Here is a 17,563-nt window from a genome sequence, read left to right on the forward strand (position 1 = left end):
TTCCTTGGCAGTTAGGCGGTTGTCGGGGGCTGGGCTGGGTTAGAAGATGTTGGAATAATCGCCGGCCTTGCCGTCCGATGCCGGGCGGCGGTGATAGCTGTGGGAAGGGGTGTCCTCCCTCTCATCCGACAGTTTCTTGAACTGCAGGGTCAGGCTGTCGATCTCGTCCCGGAACTCTTTGCGGGCCGCCCCGACTTCGCCGGTGATGGTCTTACCGAACTCCTCGAACATCGATTTCAGCACGGAGAAATCGAAGGGAGCAGCGGGCTTTTCCTCCGACGTCGCTGGCTTCTCCTCGACCTTGGGCGGGCCGAACTTGGTCGCGAAGCTGTCCAGCACGCCAGACAGCTTGGTGAAGAAGCCGGAACCGTCCGGATCGCCCTTGTCCTCCACAAATTCCAGCGCGGCGCTTTCGTCGCGCGAGAAGTTGAGGACGCCGGGGCGGGTGCGGTTGAACTGCAGCCGTTCGGTCGCGATCGAGGCCGGGCTGTCGGTGAGCGCGCAGCCCATCAGATAGGCGAAGCCCTTGCCCGCGAAATTGTCCTCGATCTCGATCGAGGGATAGACCTTCTGGCTTGCGTCATTCAGCGCCTTGGCATCGCCGGTGACGTCAAAGGTGCCATAGAGGCCCAGGCGCTTTTCGTCCTTGCCGTTGAAATTGACGGTCACTTCGGCGGTCGACAGCTCCAGCACATCGCCATAGGCCTTGAATGGCTTCTCGCCGGAAATGCCCCGGATATGCTCGATATTGAGGCGCGCGCCATAGGTCTTGGGATCGTAGCTGGAGGCCATTTCCTTCAGCATCTTCTCATCGATCGTGCGGCCGTCGACGGTCGAACCGGCGGTGGCGAGCAGGAAAGGCTTGGTCTTCATGTGTCGGCTCCGTGTCGGCGGGGGCATTTCCGCTTTCGTCAGATGGACGAAGAGCCGATTGGGAGGCTTCTAGGCAACGCGCGGGCGCGGTAGCATCGCCTGCTACCTGTGGACCCCTTCGACAGCGGAGCCGGAAGTGGGTGGATGGCAGGACGATGGCCTGCCCGACCACCATAGACCCTGACGACGATCGCGCCATCCGGCGACAGCTGGGCCGTGCCCAGCGCCGCGAGGCGCGCTCGCTCTACTGGCGGGGCTGGCCGATCAAGGACATCGCCGAGGAGCTGGCCCTGCCCACGGGCACCATTTCCAGCTGGAAGAACCGCGACCGGTGGGATGAGGATCCGCCGGTAGCTGTGATCAACGACCGCCTGGAAGCGAAGATCGCCGCCTATCTGGACAAGCCCGACCTGTCGGAAGGGGACATGAAGCGCATCGACTTCCTGATGCGGCAGATGGAGCGATCCGCCCGGATCCAGAAATATGCCGAGACGGGCAAGGAAGGCGACCTGAACGGCAAGATCGCGGCCCGCAACGACGACAAGGCGAAGGCCAAGCGCGAGGAGAAGCGGCGCAATTTCCTGACGCTGGAGCAGTGGCAGGCGCTGCTGGACGACTTTCACAAGCGCAATTTCGGCTATCAGGAATTGTGGTGGGAACAGCGCGACCAGCGCACCCGCAAAATCCGGAAAAGCCGGCAGGTCGGCGCGACCTGGTATTTCGCCCGCGAGGCGCTGGCCAAGGTTGCCGAAGCCGTGCTGGCCGGCGCCGGGCGCGACGAGCTGGCGCTCGACGAAGCGCCGCGCAACCAGATCTTCCTGTCGGCCTCCGAGCGCCAGGCGCTCAAATTCCGGCGCGAGATCGTCAGCTGGGTGCGGCGGGTCACCGGCGTCGAGCTGAAGGGCAAGATCCTGATGCTCGACTTCGCTGGGCAATATCCGGCGGACGAGGATGGCGACGCCACAGGCCCGGCGCTTGACCAGGTCGGTTTCTACTTCCTGTCGACCAACAGCGCGACTGCCCAGGGCGAGAGCGGCGACCTTTATTTCGACGAATATGCGTGGGTGCATGGCTTTGCGGAACTGAACCGCGTGGCCAGCGCCATGACGACGCACAAGATCTACAAGGAGACCTATTTCTCCACGCCGTCGACCAAGACGCACGAAAGCTATGCCTTCTGGTCGGGCGAGGAATGGAACAGCGGCAGGGCGAAGGGCGACCAGCGGCCGTTCGACATCAGCCTCAAGAACTTGCGCCATGGCGCGATCATGCCGGACGGCAGCTGGCAGCATTGCCTGACCATCCATGACGCCTGTGCCATGGGCCTCGACGCGCTGGTCGATATCGCCATGCAGCGCGCCAAATATTCGGAGGAGGCGTTCCGCAGCCTCTACGAATGCGAGGATATCGACGACAGCGAGAGCAGCTTCCCCTATGCGCGGGTGAACCCGGCGCGGGTCGACAGCTTCCTGAAATGGCGCGATTTCAAGCCGGCGCTGATCGACGTTCCCGGCATGCGGCCGTTCGGCGATCTTCCGGTGTGGCTGGGCTATGACCCCAACAAGCAGGGCCGCGATGATGCCGCGCTGGTGGTGGTGGCGCCGCCGACCGATCAGGGGCGGGGCAAGTTCCGCGTGCTGGAGAAGATCCGGCTCAACAATCTCGACTTTCAGGGGCAGGCCGACAAGATCCGCGAAGTGGCAGCGCGCTACAATGTCACCGACATCGCGATCGACACGACGGGCAGCGGCCAGGCCGTCTATGAGCTGGTCTGCAACTGGTTCCCGCTTGCGCGCCGGATCGAATATTCGGTGGCGAGCAAGACGGCCCTGGTCATCAAGGCCCAGAGCATCTTCCGCGCCCAGCGCATCGAATTCGACGCGGGCTGGACCGACCTGATGCAGGCGCTAATGGCGATCCGCCCGACCATGACCGCCAGCGGCAAGGGCGTCACCTATGTCGCAAAGCGCAACGGCCAGATCGGCCACGCGGATCTGGCCTGGGCGCTGTTGCACGCGCTTTCCAACGAACCCCTCGACGTCGGCAGCGCCAGCGAGGCGACCGGCGGCACCATCCGCTTTTCTGACTAGGAGCCATTGAATGACCGACATCGTCCAGACCGAAGCGGTCGAGCAGGTGGAGGCCGACGAGGTCCATCATCCCGCCCAGGTATTTTCCTTCGGCGACACGGAAAGCGTCCTCGATCGCCGCGAACTCGCCCAATATTTCGAGATCTGGCACAATGGCCGCTGGTATGAGCCGCCCTTGCCGATGGGCAAGCTGGCGCAGACCTTCAACATGGCGCCCTATCACCGCAGCGCGGTGGCGCTGAAGGTCAATCTGCTGGTGGCGCAGCAGATCCCGTCGCGGTGGCTGGACGCGAACAGCTTCGAACGGTTCGCGCTGGATTTCGTGCAGATGGGCAATGGCTATCTGGAATGGGTGCCCAACATGGCCGGGCGCCTGGCCAAGATCGACCATGCGCCGGCGATCCATACTCGCGCCGGGGTGGAGCCGGATGTCTATTGGTTCGTGAATGGGCCGACGGGCAACATCCATCAGTTCCAGCGCGGGCATATCTTCCACCTGCAGCAGCCCGACGTCGCCCAGGAGGTCTATGGCATGCCGGAATGGCTGTCCGCGCTGCAGGCCGGGCTACTGAGCGAGAATGCGACCCTGTTCCGCCGACGTTATTATCTCAATGGCGCGCATGCGGGCTTCGTCTTCTATGTCAGCGAGCCTCTGGCCGACCAGAAGACGGTCGATCAGCTGGAGGACAAGCTGCGTTCGGCCAAGGGCGTCGGCAACTTCAAGAATGTCCTGGTCTATATCCCCAAAGGCAAAAAGGACGGCATCCAGATCATGCCGATCGCCGATGTCACGGCGAAGGATGAATTTTCGAACGTGAAGAACATCAGCCGCGACGACATGCTGGCCGCGCACCGGACGCCGCCGCAGCTGATCGGCGTCATCCCGCAGAATAATGGCGGCCTGGGCAGTGTGAAGGACGCCCGCGACGCCTATTATGAGACGGAGATCGTGCCGATCGCCACGCGCATGCTGCGCGCCAATGCGTGGTTCGGCAGCCAGGTGCTGGCCTTCGCCGACTATGTGCTGACCGATGGGGCGATCATCCGGCAGCAGGGTGACCGGTTCGTGAAGCTGCCGAACGGCACGCGGTGATACGATGCTCCTATCATCCCGCGACCGGATATTATTCGTCTGCCGCGGCAATTTTTGCCGCAGCCCGATGGCGGAAGGCTCTTTCCGCAATGAAATGCGCAGGAAGGGTCTGGCGGCCAACTGTGATTCGGCCGGCACCGATACCCGCACATGGGGGAAAGAGCCGGATGCCCGTGCGCAATGGGTTGCCCAGCGCAATTTTGCTGACATTTCTGGTCAAAGAAGCCGCAGCGTGTGCCGGAGCGACTTTACCCGGTTCACGCTCATCCTTGCCATGGACAGATCCAACATCGCGGATCTGCAGGACATCGCGCCACGCGAAGCGACTGCCAGAATTTGCCTTCTTCTTGATGTGACCCCGCGCTTGAAGGGCGTGGAGATCCGCGACCCGTTCGGCGGCACGATAGACGATTTTTCGAAAGCGTGGCGCATGATCGAGGAGGGGACACAGCACCTCGCCCGTGAATTTGGGGCCGCAGCGGGTTTCTGATGAATAAAGGGTACCCGGATTGTGGGTACCCTTTGGCAGCACTCTATGGGTTCATCTGCTCTTGTATCTTCCAAAGATACTGTTGGCAGTAATCGAGCTGCTCACCGATCGATTCGAGGTAGGCAGCCTGTTCCAGTGCCGCCCAGGCTTTCACGACTTCGACGCTTAGATGCTCGCCGTCATCGGCTTCGAACAGGATTTTTTCAGCAGTCTTATCGTAGACGAAGTGCGCCATTAGCCTTCCTTCTCAGATTGATCATGTCCGAGGCCTTTATCGACAAGGCGCCGGATAGCTTCCGCGCGCGGTGGCAATTCTGGCTGCTGCCGGCGCCAGTCGTCTACGCGGGCCAGCCACGATTTAGGTGCACGCATTTCGAAACGCGCCGAACCAGATTCATCGTTTTCCATGCCATGTCCGTACATGCCATTGACAGTGGCGTCAACTGTACGTACATGACGGTCAACCGAGCAGGAGGATTAGGCCCCTCCCGCCCGGTCTAACCGAAACCGTCCGCAGGAGACGATCATGGCTGCGATGACACCTAGCACGGCGTTCCTGCCGCGCACCATCCATCTTGGGCTATCCTCAATCGATCGGAAGGCGATAGAGCAACAGATCGAGGCGCTAATTGATCTGCTGGACCAGATCGACGGAGACGCCGATCTTGAACCTGACCACGACGCCTATGATCCATGCGATCATGGCGAACCGGTCGAGCATATGGGCACCCTTCCCCAATATGGCGGCGATCAAAGCAAGGGGCCGTTGAATTTCCAGGCCGCCTATCGCGTGTATGCCGAGGGCGCGATCCGATAGGCTGTTTGTGCAAAGCGAATGCCTTTAGTTGGGACAATGATTCGAGAAGGTACCTCTATTTTACAGGTACCTTTGGAAATGGGGATCATAGAATGAGCATCTCGAACGCAGTCGTGCCCTTCGAGTTTGAGGGATTGCTGGTCAGGGTGGTCGAGGATCAAGGGCATGTGTGGTTCGTCGCCGTCGACGTGGCTAAAGTGCTTGGGTATCGAGACGCCAGCAATATGATCCGCATTTTAGATGATGATGAAAAGGGTACTCACAAAGTGAGTACCCTTGGCGGTGATCAGGATCTGGCTGTGATCTCGGAAAGCGGCATATTTCATGCTGCATTGAAAGCCCGCCGTCCCGAAGCTGTACGCTTGCGGCGGTGGGTGACCGGCGATCTGCTGCCGGCACTTCGCCGTGACGGCCATTATTCGATGGCCGGCACCACGTCTTCACGGCCGCAGGCCCTGCCGCCCGTCCGCGACATGATCAGCCTACTCGATGCCATCAAGAAGGAGCGCGCGCCGGCGGCGCGGTCGCTGCTCTATGGCCTTCTCGACCAGCGCTGCAAAGCCAGCAATGTCGACACGCCGCCGCTCGACGCCCTGGGCTCAGCCTCCCCAGAAAACGATATCGCCGACGCCTTCTTTGCCGCCCTGCTGGAGCTGCAGCATCGTGGCGGCGAATTCAGCCTGCACCGAAACCCCGCATTTCTGGGCGTTTCCCTCCCGTCCCTGCGCCCATTGATGAATGGCGCCGGCATAGACTGCCCGCCTGACAAGCTCTTGTGGAAGGCGCTGCGCCAGCACCCGGCCTACGAATACAGCGGCAACATCAACTGCAAGGACGGCAAGATCCGCCGGTGCTGGGTCTTCCGTCGCGCCGATCTATTTGGCTTCGAACCCTACGCAATGACGTCCAACCCAGGCGCGTAGGCCCCGCTTTCCAACGACGATGACCGCCTAAGCGGGCGCCTAAGCGCGTCCGCCTTTTTCATGTCGCCGGCCCCGCGCCAGTCCGTCTCCCCTCCCTGCAGCGCTCTCCAGGCTCCTCCCGGCCCATCTGCGGGCATGCCCGCCCGCACCTCACGGACAGCGCTCGCCCCCACACCTCGCTTTCGGCTTCTTCGTCGATTTCCTTGCATGATGGACGGACGCCTTGCGGCGGGGGAGAGGGGGCGGATGTCGCAAAGACGTTATATCCGTAACATGCCCTTCCCTGCAGCGCTCAAACCCGCAGAAAACTGCGATTTTCGATGTAGCACTCAGGACGTAATACCGGTGCTATCTCTAAAGCCACATTTTGTTATGTCATTGATTTAAGGCAATTTTATCAACAACAGATATTACAATAGTTTAGTGTAATCTGATAACATCTATATAGCATTTTTATAGCGCCTTAAGTCTCTGAAAATACAGGCATGTTACGTTTATAACGTCTTTGCGACGCATACCCTGCTCCACTGGAAAGCAGACGGAAGACCGCCAAAAATTCGGATCAGATGATTTGCGCTATCTCGCTCGCTTGTCGGTGGTGCTCCCTTGCAGTTCCTTGCAGCGGCGGACGCTAGGACAGTCCCGCTCGCATGGTCGGGATTTTGGTCGGGACTATGTCGGGACTCGTGGTTCCGATCTGTTCCGCTTGGTGCCGCTTTGTTCCGCGAACACGGCTGTTGACGGGCCAGAAAAAACGCCTAAAAGCGCCGAAATCCCGCGAGGGGGCGATTAGCTCAGTTGGTAGAGCGTCTCGTTTACACCGAGAATGTCGGCGGTTCGAGCCCGTCATCGCCCACCAGTTTTGCAGCCTTTAGAGCCCGTCCGGGGACGGGCGACCGCAAAACTCCGAGCAGCTAGGCTGCGAGGGCTTAGCCACCCCGTCAAAACCCGTCCCGATCCGCACCCGTAACATTCATCCTGCAGCAAGCATGGTTCCGGCATCTTGCCGTCCATGCCGATCAGCTTCTTCCTTGGCGGCTCTGTCGCGCCGATATTGCTGATGCTGTCGCCCTTCGCGGTGATGGCGGTCGGCAACTGCGCCGACTGGCGATCCTCGGCGCCAAGCGCAAGGATCGCACCACAACCCACCGCCGATACCGGCTGCACCCAGCCCCGCTACCCGCTGATGTAAAGCCGTGCGCGGCATATTGCGGCGCCGCGTCACCGCTGCTAATTCCGCCTCCCATGATCCAGCCGCCCGAAATCATCCGAGTCACCAAGTCCCGCGTCTCCTGCGACGGTTCGGGTGACATTCCCGCCGCCCTTGGCCATCCGCGCGTCTTCCTGGAAATCGACGAGCATGGCTATGTCGATTGCGGCTATTGCGATCGCCGCTTCGTGCTGGCCGGCGGCGTCGCCGACAATGGTGAAATCGGCAGCAAGCCGGACATCGCTTCGGGCGCCAGCCTCTAAAGCCACCACGCAAAATTTCATTGGGCATCCGTCATGCCGCGCCTATATCGGGCGGCATGACCGATCTCGCTTCGCAATTCACTGACGCCCGCGGCCTGCTCTATCGTCCGGGCCTGCTCGATCCTGATGGCGCGCGCCGCCTGACCGCCGATGCGCTCAAGGCCTGCGACGATGGCGAGCTTTACCTTCAGTATCGCGCCAGCGAGAGCTTCGGCTTCGATGACGGCCGACTCAAGACCGCGGACTATTCGACCGATGCCGGCTTCGGCCTGCGCGGCGTGTCGGGCGAGATGACCGGCTTTGCCCATGCCAATGACCTCAGCGAAGCGGCAATCCGCAAGGCAGCGCAGACGCTGACCCTGCTCGATCCGGCCAAGGGCCAGCCCGCCCCGCCGCCCCAGCGCACCAATCGCCACCTCTATACCGACGCCAATCCGCTGGAGTTGGTGCCCTTCGCCGAGAAGGTGACCCTGTGCGCCGCGATCGACGCCGCCGCCCGTGCCCGTGATCCGCGCGTCGCCCAGGTCTCGGTGAGCCTCGCCGGCAGCTGGTCGGTGATCGAGATCGTCCGCGCCGACGGCTTCACCGCCAGCGACATCCGCCCGCTCGTCCGCCTCAACGTCTCGGTCATCCTGGAGGAAAATGGCCGGCGCGAAACCGGCGTGTTCGGCATTGGCGGCCGCTATCTCTATGATCAGGTGATGGACCCCAAGATCTGGAACCGCGCCATCGATGAGGCGCTGGCCCAGGCCCAGGTCAATCTCCGCTCGGTTGCCGCGCCTGCGGGCGAAATGACCGTGCTGCTCGGCCCCGGCTGGCCGGGCGTGCTGGTCCATGAAGCGATCGGCCATGGCCTGGAAGGCGATTTCAACCGCAAGGGCACCAGCGCCTTTTCCGGCCGTATCGGCCAGCGCGTCGCTGCGCCGGGCGTCACCGTGGTCGACGATGGCAGCATCCTCGATCGTCGCGGCTCGCTGTCGATCGATGACGAAGGCACGCCGACCCAGGAAAATATCCTGATCGAGGACGGCATCCTCAAGGGCTATATGCAGGATCGCCTCAACGCCCGGCTGATGGGCGTCGCGCCGACTGGCAACGGCCGCCGCGAATCCTATGCCCATGCGCCAATGCCGCGCATGACCAACACCTTCATCAAGGGGGGGCAGGACAATCCCGAAGAGCTGCTGTCGCGCGTCAAGTCGGGCATCTTCGCCAAGAGCTTCGGCGGCGGCCAGGTCGACATCGTCTCGGGCAAGTTCGTCTTTTCCTGCACCGAGGCCTACAAGGTCGAAAATGGCAAGATCGGCGATCCGATCAAGGGCGCGACCCTGATCGGCGACGGCCCGACCGCGCTGACCAAGGTGATCGGCATCGGCAATGACTGGGCGCTCGACGAAGGCATCGGCATGTGCGGCAAGGGTGGGCAGAGCGTGCCCGCCGGTGTCGGCCAGCCGACCCTGCTGATGGACGGGCTGACCGTCGGCGGCACCGCCGCCTGACCCCATTCCTGCCATGGCGGCGCGGTCACCCGACCCGCCGCCGCCATGGGCCGAGGAACCGGGCGACGATCGATACGTATTTTGCGTATGAACATGCTGACCGACAGCCATGACGCCGTGACCGCCGACTGGGCGGCGGCCCTGCTCGACTTCTGGTTCAACCAGGTGGGCGAGGAAGGCTGGTACAGCCATGATCCGGCGCTCGACCAGCATTGCATCGACCGCTTCGCCGTGTTGTGGAGCGAGAAGCGGACGCTTCCGTCCGAAAGCTTCCTCGACCGCGCCGACGATGCGCTGGCCGCTGTGCTGCTGTTCGACCAGCTGCCGCGCAACATGTTCCGCGGCCAGGCCCAGGCCTTTGCCACCGACCCGATCGCCCGCGGGGTGGCGCGCGGCGCCATTGCGCTGGGCTATGACATCCAGATCGGCGGCGCCGGCCGGCTCTTCTTCTACATGCCCTTCCAGCATAGCGAGGATCTGACCGATCAGGAGCTGTCGCTCTCCCTGTTCGAAGGGACCGGCGACGCCCGGTCGCTCGATTTCGCCCGCCAGCATCATGCAACCATCGCGCGCTTTGGCCGTTTCCCTCATCGCAACGCCGCCCTTGGTCGCGCCACCCTGCCCGCCGAAGCGGCGGCGGTCGCCGAAGGATCGCAATGGTAGGCGGGAACATGCCTATTTTTTAGGCATGGCTGTGCATCTGCACATTTTTTCGGCGGCGCAACAATCTCCCCTAGTGGAAATCCCGCGTTAATGCGTCATTAGCAAATTGGCACGCCTCTTGCTGGTATGTCGCCGCACACCAAATAAGGGGGCGACATGAAACTTGTCATGGCTATCATCAAGCCGTTCAAGCTTGACGATGTCCGCGAGGCTCTTTCCTCGCTTGGCATCGCCGGTATGACGGTCAGCGAAGTGAAGGGCTTTGGTCGCCAGAAGGGCCAGACCGAAATCTATCGCGGCGCCGAATATTCCACCAACATGGTTCCCAAGATCAAGATCGAGGTGGTCTGCGACGACGACCTCGCGCCGCGCGTGGTGGAAGCGACGCAGGCCGCCGCCAATTCGGGCGCGATCGGCGATGGCAAGATCTTCGTCCTCGATGTCGGCCAGGCCGTGCGCATCCGCACCGGCGAGACCGGCGAAACCGCGCTGTAAGAAGGGGGGAATAATGACCTTTTCGAAGAAACTCTGCGGCGCGCTGGGGGCCACCGGCCTTTCGCTGTTCGCCGCACTGCCCGCCTGGGCACAGGACGCGGCCGCGCCGGCCGCGACCGTGGACAAGGGCGACGTCGCCTGGATGATGACCTCCACCATCCTGGTGCTGGCCATGATCCTGCCGGGCCTGGCCCTGTTCTACGGCGGTCTCGTTCGCAGCAAGAACATGCTGTCGGTGATGACGCAGATCGGCGCCGCCGCCTGCCTCGCTATGCTGATCTGGGTCATGTACGGCTATTCGATGGCCTTCGGCCCCGATTATACCAGCGGCCTCTCCAACTTCATCTCGACCTTCGACAAGGCCTTCCTGAAGGGCATCACGCCCGCTTCGCAGGCCGCGACCTTCACCGCCGGCGTCGAGATTCCGGAATATGTCTTCGTCTCCTTCCAGATGACCTTCGCAGCGATCACCGTCGCGCTGGTGCTGGGTTCGGTGGTCGAACGCATCAAATTCTCGGCCGTGATGGTGTTTGCCGCCATCTGGCTGACGATCGTCTATTTCCCGATCGCGCACATGGTCTGGGCCGCTTCGGGCTATTTCTTCAAGGCCGGCGCGCTCGATTTCGCGGGCGGCACCGTGGTCCACATCAACGCCGGCGTCTCGGCGCTGGTCGCCGCGATCATCCTGGGAAAGCGTATCGGCTATCCCAAGGAACCGATGGCCCCGCACAGCCTGACGCTGACCGCCGTCGGCACCGGCCTGCTGTGGGTCGGCTGGTTCGGCTTCAACGCCGGTTCGGCGCTCGAAGCCAATGGCTCGGCTGCCCTCGCGATGATCAACACCTTCGTCGCCACCGCATCGGCCGGTCTGTTCTGGATGCTGGCTGAGCGCGTCAACGGCCACAAGGCGTCGGCCCTGGGCTTCTGCTCGGGTATCATCGCCGGCCTCGTCGCGGTCACCCCGGCCGCCGGCAACTCGGGTCCGTTCGGTGCGATCGTCCTGGGCGCCGTTGCCTCGATCGTCTGCTTCTATGCCGTCACCGTGCTCAAGCCCAAGCTTGGCTATGACGACAGCCTGGACGCCTTCGGCATCCACGGCATCGGCGGCATGATCGGCGCCATCGGCACCGCGATCGTCTACTCGCCGGCCCTCGGCGGCCCCGGCGCGGCGGACTATGAAATCGGCGCCAAGCTGCTCGTCCAGATCGAAGCGGTCGTCGTGACCATCATCTGGGCTTCGATCGGCACTGCCATCGCCATCTTCATCGCCAAGGCCGTTACCGGCCTGCGGGTCAGCCAGGAGGTCGAATATGAAGGCCTCGACCTCGGCGAACATGGCGAGCGCGCCTACAATTACTGAGATTGGCAGGGCGGCCCATCCCACGGGCCAGGGCCGCCCGCTTCACCTTGTTCCTCCTGCGAACATGCCTTGGGGCCGGTGTGAAAACACCGGCCCTATTTTTATCCACAGGGCAGGCCATCGACCAACCGGATGCGCATCCCAGCCTGCCCGTCCCGCTTTGCCTTTGGCGCCGGCGTCGCTAACAGGAGTGGGTGGATGATCTGGAATGCGATCTTGCGATTATCGGGGGCGGCCTTGCCGGGGGGCTGATCGCGCTTGCCTTTGCCGAGCGGCGACCGGGCACGCGCCTGTTGTTGATCGAGCAGGCCGATCATGTCGGCGGCAATCATATCTGGTCCTTCTTCGACGGCGACGTCGATGTGCGCAACCGCTGGCTGGTCGATCCGCTGGTCAGCAGCCGCTGGTCGCAGGGGCATGAAGTGCGCTTTCCCGGCTATCGGCGGCAACTCGACACACCTTATAACAGCATCGCCTCCCCCCGTTTCGACGCGCATGTGCGGGCGGCGCTGGGCGATCACCTGCTGACCGGGGCGCGGGTGGCGACGATCGGCCGACAATTTCTGGTGCTGGAGGACGGGCGGCGGATCAGCGCGCCTGCGATGATCGATGCGCGGGGCGCGGGCGACCTGTCGGCGCTGCGCTGTGGCTGGCAGAAATTCGTCGGGCAGACGCTGCGGCTGGCACAGCCGCACGGGATCGCCCGGCCGGTGATCATGGACGCGACGGTGGCGCAGATCGACGGCTATCGCTTCGTCTATCTGCTGCCGCGCGACGCCTGGACGATCTTTGTCGAGGATACTTATTATAGCGACGGGCCGGCACTGGACGAGGCAGGGATCGCGGAGCGGATCGCCGCCTATGCGCAGGCGCAGGGCTGGCAGGTGGAGGAAGTTATCCACAGCGAGAGCGGGGTGCTGCCGGTGGTGCATGGCGGCGATTTCGACGGTTACTGGCCGGCCGATGACCCGGTCGCGCGGGCCGGGGTGAAGGCCGGGCTGTTCCAGCCGATGACCGGCTATTCGCTACCCGATGCGGTGCGATTCGCGACCTGGCTGGTGGAGCAGCCGCTGAAGGGCCTGCCGGCGGCGACGCGGACCTATGCTGCGGCGCACTGGAAGAAGGGACTTTATTATCGGCTGCTTGGCCAGATGCTCTTCGGCGCCGCGGCGCCGGACCAGCGCTGGCGCATCTTTGCCCGCTTCTATCGTTTGCGGCCGGGGCTGATCCAGCGCTTCTATGCCGGGCGGTCGACCATCGCCGATCGCATCCGCATCTTGTGCGGGCGTCCCCCGGTGCGCATAAGGGATGCCATGCACGCATTGCTGAACCCACCCGCCTGATGGAGCGGAAAGCGATTGTCATTGGCGCGGGCTTTGGCGGCCTGGCGCTGGCCATCCGTCTGCAGTCGGCCGGGGTGGCAACCACCCTGATCGAGGCGCGCGACCGCCCCGGTGGCCGCGCCTATATGTGGGAGAAGGACGGCTTCACCTTCGACGCGGGGCCGACGGTCATTACCGACCCCGCCTGCCTGGCCGAATTGTGGCGCCTGTCGGGGAACGACATGGCGCAGGATGTCAGCCTGGTGCCGGTGTCGCCCTTCTACCGGCTCAACTGGCGCGACGGCACCAATTTCGACTATTCCAACGACGAGGTGGCGCTGCGCGCACAGATCGCCAAGCTCAATCCGGAAGATGTCGCGGGCTATGAACGGTTCCTCGACTATGCCGACGGCGTTTATGAGGAGGGCTATCGCAAGCTCGGCTCGGTCGCCTTTCTCGACTTCGCGTCGATGGTGCGGGCGGGGCCGAGCCTTGCCAAATATCAGGCCTGGCGATCGGTCTATTCGATCGTGTCGAGCCATGTGAAGGACGAGAAGCTGCGCCAGGCCTTGTCCTTCCACAGCCTGCTGGTCGGCGGCAATCCGATGACCACCAGCGGCATCTATGCCCTGATCCACAAGCTGGAGAAGGATGGCGGGGTATGGTTCGCCAAGGGCGGGACCAACCGAGTGGTGCAGGGCATGGCGACCCATTTCGAGCGGCTGGGGGGCGTGCTGCGGCTGGGCGACGCGGTGGTCGAGATCGAGACCCATGGCGATCGGGCGGTGGCGGTGCGCACCACGTCCGGCTGGCGCGGGGAGGCGGACGCGATCGCCAGCAATGGCGACCTGATGCACAGCTATCGCGACCTTCTGGGCCATCATCCGCGCGGCCAGAAGCAGGCGGAAAAGCTGCAGCACAAGAAATGGTCGCCCAGCCTGTTCGTGCTGCATTTCGGCATCAAGGGCAGCTGGCCGGGCATTCCCCACCATATGATCCTGTTCGGCCCGCGCTATGAGGGGCTGCTGACCGATATCTACAGCCATGGCGTGCTGCCGGCGGATTTCTCGCTCTATCTGCATCACCCGACCGTGACCGATCCGTCGATGGCGCCGGAAGGCTATTCGACCTTCTATGCGCTGGCGCCGGTGCCGCACATGGGCAAGCTGCCGATCGACTGGGATCGATTCGGCCACGCCTATGCCGAGCGCATTCTGGACGAGATCCAGCATCGGCTGATCCCCGACATCCGGTCGCGCATCGTAACCCAGTTCCATTATGCGCCGAGTGACTTTGGCCGCGACCTCAACGCCCATCTGGGCAGCGGTTTCAGCCTGGAACCGCTGCTGACCCAGAGCGCCTGGTTCCGCGCCCATAATCGCGACGATGTCATTCCCAACCTTTATCTGGTAGGGGCCGGCACCCATCCCGGCGCGGGCATCCCCGGCGTGGTGGGCAGCGCCAAGGCGACCGCGGCGCTGATGCTGCAGGACATGGCTTGAGGAGCGCGCGGCGCTTCGGGACTGGAAGATGATGAAAAGACTGGCTGTTTATTGTGGTTCGGCGACGCCGGCCGACCTCACCTATATTGACGCGGCGCGCCATGTTGGCCGCACCCTGGCACAGCGCGGCATCGGCGTCGTCTATGGCGGCGGCCGGCTGGGCCTGATGGGCGCGGTGGCGGACGCGGCGCTGGAGGCAGGCGGCGAGGTGATCGGCGTGATCCCCGAGGCGCTGGTCGGCGCCGAAGTCGCGCATCGCGGCTGCACCGAATTGCACGTGGTGGAGACCATGCATCAGCGCAAGCAGCTCTTCACCGACCTGTCGGACGGCTTCGTCACCATTCCGGGCGGCGTCGGCACGATGGACGAGCTGTGGGAAGCGATCAGCTGGGCGCAGCTGGGCTATCACAACAAGCCGGTCGGCCTGCTCAATGTCGCGGGATTCTATGACCAGTTGATCGGCTTCAACCGGCAGATGGTGGAAGCCGGTTTCATCCGGCCGCAGCATGCCGGCATCATGATCCATGATGACAGCATCGAAGGGCTGCTGGACCAGATGGCGGCGTATCAGCCGCATGAGACGATTTTCGCGATGAAGGCCGCACGGCTCTGATCTGAAACCATGGTCGGGTGACATTGCCCGCCGGACAGGGCATGTCCCGACCATGGTTTCATACAGTCTCGATCGCCCCGCCCTGGTCGCCCATGCCCGCGACAGCATCGCGCGGGGCTCGAAGAGCTTTGCCATGGCGTCGAAACTGTTCGACCGGGTGACGCGCGAGCGGGCCTGGCTGCTCTATGCCTGGTGCCGCAAATGCGACGATATCGCCGACGGGCAGGACCATGGCGGGACGATGCGGGGCGTGGCCGACGGACAGGCGCGGCTGTCGACGCTGCGGGTGCTGACCGATGCGGCGCTGCGCGGCGAGCCGACCGGCGACCCGGCCTTTGACGGCTTTGGCGTCGTCATGCGCGAATGCGCGATCCCGCACCGCTATGCCCATGACCTGCTGGAAGGCTTTGCGCTGGACGCGCGTGACTGGCGGCCGCGCAGCGAGGCCGACATGCTGCGCTATTGCTATCATGTCGCGGGTGCGGTGGGCTGCATGATAGCGGTGCTGATGGGCGTCGCCCCGGAGGATGAGGCGACGCTGGACCGGGCCTGCGACCTGGGCATCGCCTTCCAGCTTGCCAATATCGCCCGCGACATCAGCGAGGATGAACTGGCCGATCGCTGTTACCTGCCGGTCGAATGGCTGGTGGAAATGGACATGCCGCCCGGCGAGCATATGAAGCCTTGGTTGCGGCCGCAGCTGGCGATATTGGGCCAGCGGCTGGCCGACATGGCGGCCGCCTATGAGGATAGTGCGCGACACGGCACCGGCGCGCTGCCGGCGCGGGCAGCCTGGGCGGTGCTGGCGGCGGCGGGCATCTATGGCGACATTGCGCGCGAAGTGGCGCGGCGGGGCGAGCATGCCTGGGACCATCGCGTGGTGACGCCGGGGCGCGAGAAGCTGGGCTGGGTGATCCGCGCGGGGCGGCAGGTGCCGGGACGGGCGCGGCGCTGGCCGGCAAGGGCGGCGCGGCCTGTGGGATTGTGGACGCGGCCGGCTGTTTGACTTGGGCGGGTTGGAGACAGTCCGCCTTTGGGGAGACGACCGGCGATAGCTGACACTGCGCGGTGAAAAATCATCCGGCAATAGCCGCGCCGTTGCGGACGTTCCCAGCTGAGGGTTATGCCGTTGCCTTGGAAGCAGAGGTAGAAGGCATGACTGGGGTAATCACTGATGCGTGCATCAAATGTAAGCACATGGATTGCGTCGAAGTTTGTCCAGTCGATGCGTTCTACGAGGGCGAGAACATGCTCGTCATCAATCCTCTCGAATGTGTTGATTGCGGATGTTGCATCGAGGCATGTCCGGTTGACGCAATCGTTTTTGACACTGAACCTCGTGCCGAACCATGGATTCAACTAAACGCAAAGTATTCGACCTTGTGGCCGAATGTGACCTTCGACGGTGGGCAAACTCCTGCAGATGCCGATCAATTTCGCGCGGTTTCCGGGAAATTCGAACGCTACTTTTCGCCCCGTCCAGGCGAAGGCAATGTCGGTTCACCAACGAGGCCAGCCCGGGCCAGTACGTGCAATCGATGCCACGGTGAAACCGCTTTAGGGAAAATGATGAGGATCATCCGGCGCTTTTGGAGATAGCGCAGCATGGTTTCACAATGACCGCTTCCCGCCAGGATTTCGTCATTCAGCGTCAAACGGGCCATCCGAATGAGTGGCCGGTTTCAAGGACGAGGATAATCTAGCGGAATGACCGCTTCGGTCGTCAGTTGCCATCCCCGCGTCCATCATGCCGGGCTTGACCCGGCATCCCGCTTTCCTACTCGGCCATTCTCTGATCTACACTTGGCGATGGCAGCCCGCTCCTCTTTCCAGCCCTTGTGGCCAAGCCGCTGTCGCCTGGCCGGCGCGCAAGTGTCGCTTTCCTGTCGCCTCCTTGTCGTCTCCCTGTTGCGTTGAAGGCGCGTCATCATGACCCGGTTGCCGCGCGCCTGTCGCTTCACTGTAAGGGGACACAAGGGTTTGGAGTGATCCCAATGGGCCGATGAGGCGGGATTATCCGCGACTATCCGGGATTGCGTGGGACAGAAGGCCCGTGTTTCGGGGCTTTTCGCGGGGTGCTCAAAAATTTGGGCGTTCGGCAAGGCGGTCCGACCTGTGTCTAGAGTGGTGGGCCAAATTTACAGTGCTGGGACCAGAGTATTTGGAGTGAGCCGTCCGTGGAAGGCCGTAAGAGGTTTTGCCGCGTCGTGCCTTCAAAGCCCTTCAAATGGGCGTTTCAGACCTTTGAGAGGCCTTTTACGGGGTTCCGAGCAACCGCTTCCGGGCCGTATCGATGAAAATTAAGTGGGACCCGGCTGGTCCCAGTTCCGATTGAGCGTCCCACTTTCGC

The 17,563-nt window shown here is 63.0% G+C and carries 18 protein-coding genes, 1 tRNA gene and 1 pseudogene; 17 read left to right on the forward strand and 3 right to left on the reverse strand.

Annotated elements, in window-relative coordinates; genetic code table 11:
• Nucleotides 1–39: 39 nt before the first annotated feature.
• A complete protein-coding gene (locus N6H05_RS01640) occupies nt 40–873 on the reverse strand; it encodes a GPO family capsid scaffolding protein (RefSeq protein ID WP_284112460.1) in 834 nt (277 codons plus the stop codon).
• A 155-nt stretch (nt 874–1,028) separates the two neighbouring features.
• On the opposite strand from N6H05_RS01640, the gene N6H05_RS01645 reads away from it, so the two are divergent.
• The 3 genes from N6H05_RS01645 to N6H05_RS01655 all read left to right on the forward strand — a co-directional run bounded on the left by N6H05_RS01645 (nt 1,029) and on the right by N6H05_RS01655 (nt 4,546).
• Nucleotides 1,029–2,963 (forward strand): terminase large subunit domain-containing protein, encoded by a 1,935-nt coding sequence (locus N6H05_RS01645; RefSeq protein WP_284112461.1) that lies wholly within the window; start codon nt 1,029–1,031, stop codon nt 2,961–2,963.
• 10 nt (nt 2,964–2,973) lie between these two features.
• Entirely contained in the window at nt 2,974–4,056 is a 1,083-nt protein-coding gene (locus N6H05_RS01650) for a phage portal protein (RefSeq protein WP_284112462.1), read from the forward strand.
• Between the two features lie 67 nt (nt 4,057–4,123).
• Nucleotides 4,124–4,546: an arsenate reductase/protein-tyrosine-phosphatase family protein gene (locus N6H05_RS01655; RefSeq protein ID WP_284112463.1), complete on the forward strand. Its 423-nt coding sequence runs from the start codon at nt 4,124–4,126 to the stop codon at nt 4,544–4,546.
• Between the two features lie 43 nt (nt 4,547–4,589).
• On the opposite strand, the gene N6H05_RS01660 is transcribed toward N6H05_RS01655, so the two are convergent.
• Nucleotides 4,590–4,781, reverse strand: a complete 192-nt coding sequence (locus N6H05_RS01660; protein WP_284112464.1) for a hypothetical protein — start codon at nt 4,779–4,781, stop codon at nt 4,590–4,592.
• Nucleotides 4,781–4,954 carry a hypothetical protein gene (locus N6H05_RS01665; protein WP_284112466.1) on the reverse strand — a complete coding sequence of 58 codons (174 nt, stop codon included), beginning with the start codon at nt 4,952–4,954 and terminating at the stop codon, nt 4,781–4,783. The genes N6H05_RS01660 and N6H05_RS01665 overlap by 1 nt, the downstream gene beginning before the upstream one ends.
• Nucleotides 4,955–5,072: 118 nt before the next feature.
• Here N6H05_RS01665 and N6H05_RS01670 point away from each other — a divergent pair, with 118 nt between their 5' ends.
• The 14 genes and pseudogenes from N6H05_RS01670 to N6H05_RS01735 all read left to right on the forward strand — a co-directional run.
• Nucleotides 5,073–5,363, forward strand: coding sequence for a hypothetical protein (locus N6H05_RS01670; RefSeq protein WP_284112467.1), 291 nt, complete (start codon nt 5,073–5,075; stop codon nt 5,361–5,363).
• Nucleotides 5,364–5,455: 92 nt separating this feature from the next.
• The gene (locus tag N6H05_RS01675) at nt 5,456–6,286 is read left to right on the forward strand and encodes a BRO-N domain-containing protein (protein WP_284112468.1); all 831 of its coding nucleotides are present in this window, start codon (nt 5,456–5,458) and stop codon (nt 6,284–6,286) included.
• A 783-nt stretch (nt 6,287–7,069) separates the two neighbouring features.
• Nucleotides 7,070–7,145 (forward strand) — tRNA-Val (locus N6H05_RS01680).
• 153 nt (nt 7,146–7,298) lie between these two features.
• Nucleotides 7,299–7,478, forward strand: coding sequence for a hypothetical protein (locus tag N6H05_RS01685; RefSeq protein ID WP_284112469.1), 180 nt, complete (start codon nt 7,299–7,301; stop codon nt 7,476–7,478).
• A gap of 53 nt (nt 7,479–7,531) precedes the next feature.
• Complete coding sequence (locus N6H05_RS01690; protein ID WP_007709509.1) at nt 7,532–7,759, forward strand: zinc-finger domain-containing protein; 228 nt, start codon at nt 7,532–7,534, stop codon at nt 7,757–7,759.
• A gap of 56 nt (nt 7,760–7,815) precedes the next feature.
• Nucleotides 7,816–9,258 carry a metalloprotease TldD gene (tldD, locus tag N6H05_RS01695; RefSeq protein ID WP_284112470.1) on the forward strand — a complete coding sequence of 481 codons (1,443 nt, stop codon included), beginning with the start codon at nt 7,816–7,818 and terminating at the stop codon, nt 9,256–9,258.
• A gap of 87 nt (nt 9,259–9,345) precedes the next feature.
• Entirely contained in the window at nt 9,346–9,921 is a 576-nt protein-coding gene (locus tag N6H05_RS01700) for a DUF924 family protein (protein WP_284112471.1), read from the forward strand.
• Nucleotides 9,922–10,077: 156 nt separating this feature from the next.
• Entirely contained in the window at nt 10,078–10,416 is a 339-nt protein-coding gene (locus N6H05_RS01705) for a P-II family nitrogen regulator (RefSeq protein ID WP_004209785.1), read from the forward strand.
• Nucleotides 10,417–10,429: 13 nt separating this feature from the next.
• On the forward strand, nt 10,430–11,776 hold the full coding sequence (locus tag N6H05_RS01710; RefSeq protein WP_284112474.1) for an ammonium transporter: 1,347 nt from the start codon (nt 10,430–10,432) through the stop codon (nt 11,774–11,776).
• A 194-nt stretch (nt 11,777–11,970) separates the two neighbouring features.
• Entirely contained in the window at nt 11,971–13,119 is a 1,149-nt protein-coding gene (gene crtY / locus N6H05_RS01715) for a lycopene beta-cyclase CrtY (RefSeq protein ID WP_284112475.1), read from the forward strand.
• Nucleotides 13,119–14,600 carry a phytoene desaturase gene (locus tag N6H05_RS01720; RefSeq protein ID WP_284112477.1) on the forward strand — a complete coding sequence of 494 codons (1,482 nt, stop codon included), beginning with the start codon at nt 13,119–13,121 and terminating at the stop codon, nt 14,598–14,600. The genes crtY and N6H05_RS01720 overlap by 1 nt, the downstream gene beginning before the upstream one ends.
• A 31-nt stretch (nt 14,601–14,631) precedes the next feature.
• On the forward strand, nt 14,632–15,213 hold the full coding sequence (locus tag N6H05_RS01725) for an LOG family protein (RefSeq protein ID WP_037507379.1): 582 nt from the start codon (nt 14,632–14,634) through the stop codon (nt 15,211–15,213).
• Between the two features lie 133 nt (nt 15,214–15,346).
• Nucleotides 15,347–16,219: a phytoene/squalene synthase family protein gene (locus tag N6H05_RS01730; RefSeq protein ID WP_284114145.1), complete on the forward strand. Its 873-nt coding sequence runs from the start codon at nt 15,347–15,349 to the stop codon at nt 16,217–16,219.
• A 149-nt stretch (nt 16,220–16,368) separates the two neighbouring features.
• Nucleotides 16,369–16,707: pseudogene (locus N6H05_RS01735) on the forward strand (DUF3470 domain-containing protein); the annotation flags it as partial.
• Nucleotides 16,708–17,563 lie beyond the last annotated feature (856 nt).

Source organism: Sphingobium sp. WTD-1 (assembly GCF_030128825.1).
Classification (GTDB): domain Bacteria; phylum Pseudomonadota; class Alphaproteobacteria; order Sphingomonadales; family Sphingomonadaceae; genus Sphingobium.

Bases quoted from the DNA above. Each gene is read 5' to 3' on its own strand.
- N6H05_RS01640 (WP_284112460.1), bottom strand. From the start codon at position 873: ATGAAGACCAAGCCTTTCCTGCTCGCCACCGCCGGTTCGACCGTCGAC.
- N6H05_RS01645 (WP_284112461.1), top strand. From the start codon at position 1,029: ATGGCCTGCCCGACCACCATAGACCCTGACGACGATCGCGCCATCCGG.
- N6H05_RS01650 (WP_284112462.1), top strand. From the start codon at position 2,974: ATGACCGACATCGTCCAGACCGAAGCGGTCGAGCAGGTGGAGGCCGAC.
- N6H05_RS01655 (WP_284112463.1), top strand. From the start codon at position 4,124: ATGGCGGAAGGCTCTTTCCGCAATGAAATGCGCAGGAAGGGTCTGGCG.
- N6H05_RS01660 (WP_284112464.1), bottom strand. From the start codon at position 4,781: ATGGCGCACTTCGTCTACGATAAGACTGCTGAAAAAATCCTGTTCGAA.
- N6H05_RS01665 (WP_284112466.1), bottom strand. From the start codon at position 4,954: ATGGAAAACGATGAATCTGGTTCGGCGCGTTTCGAAATGCGTGCACCT.
- N6H05_RS01670 (WP_284112467.1), top strand. From the start codon at position 5,073: ATGGCTGCGATGACACCTAGCACGGCGTTCCTGCCGCGCACCATCCAT.
- N6H05_RS01675 (WP_284112468.1), top strand. From the start codon at position 5,456: ATGAGCATCTCGAACGCAGTCGTGCCCTTCGAGTTTGAGGGATTGCTG.
- N6H05_RS01685 (WP_284112469.1), top strand. From the start codon at position 7,299: ATGCCGATCAGCTTCTTCCTTGGCGGCTCTGTCGCGCCGATATTGCTG.
- N6H05_RS01690 (WP_007709509.1), top strand. From the start codon at position 7,532: ATGATCCAGCCGCCCGAAATCATCCGAGTCACCAAGTCCCGCGTCTCC.
- tldD (WP_284112470.1), top strand. From the start codon at position 7,816: ATGACCGATCTCGCTTCGCAATTCACTGACGCCCGCGGCCTGCTCTAT.
- N6H05_RS01700 (WP_284112471.1), top strand. From the start codon at position 9,346: ATGAACATGCTGACCGACAGCCATGACGCCGTGACCGCCGACTGGGCG.
- N6H05_RS01705 (WP_004209785.1), top strand. From the start codon at position 10,078: ATGAAACTTGTCATGGCTATCATCAAGCCGTTCAAGCTTGACGATGTC.
- N6H05_RS01710 (WP_284112474.1), top strand. From the start codon at position 10,430: ATGACCTTTTCGAAGAAACTCTGCGGCGCGCTGGGGGCCACCGGCCTT.
- N6H05_RS01720 (WP_284112477.1), top strand. From the start codon at position 13,119: ATGGAGCGGAAAGCGATTGTCATTGGCGCGGGCTTTGGCGGCCTGGCG.
- N6H05_RS01725 (WP_037507379.1), top strand. From the start codon at position 14,632: ATGAAAAGACTGGCTGTTTATTGTGGTTCGGCGACGCCGGCCGACCTC.
- N6H05_RS01730 (WP_284114145.1), top strand. From the start codon at position 15,347: ATGGCGTCGAAACTGTTCGACCGGGTGACGCGCGAGCGGGCCTGGCTG.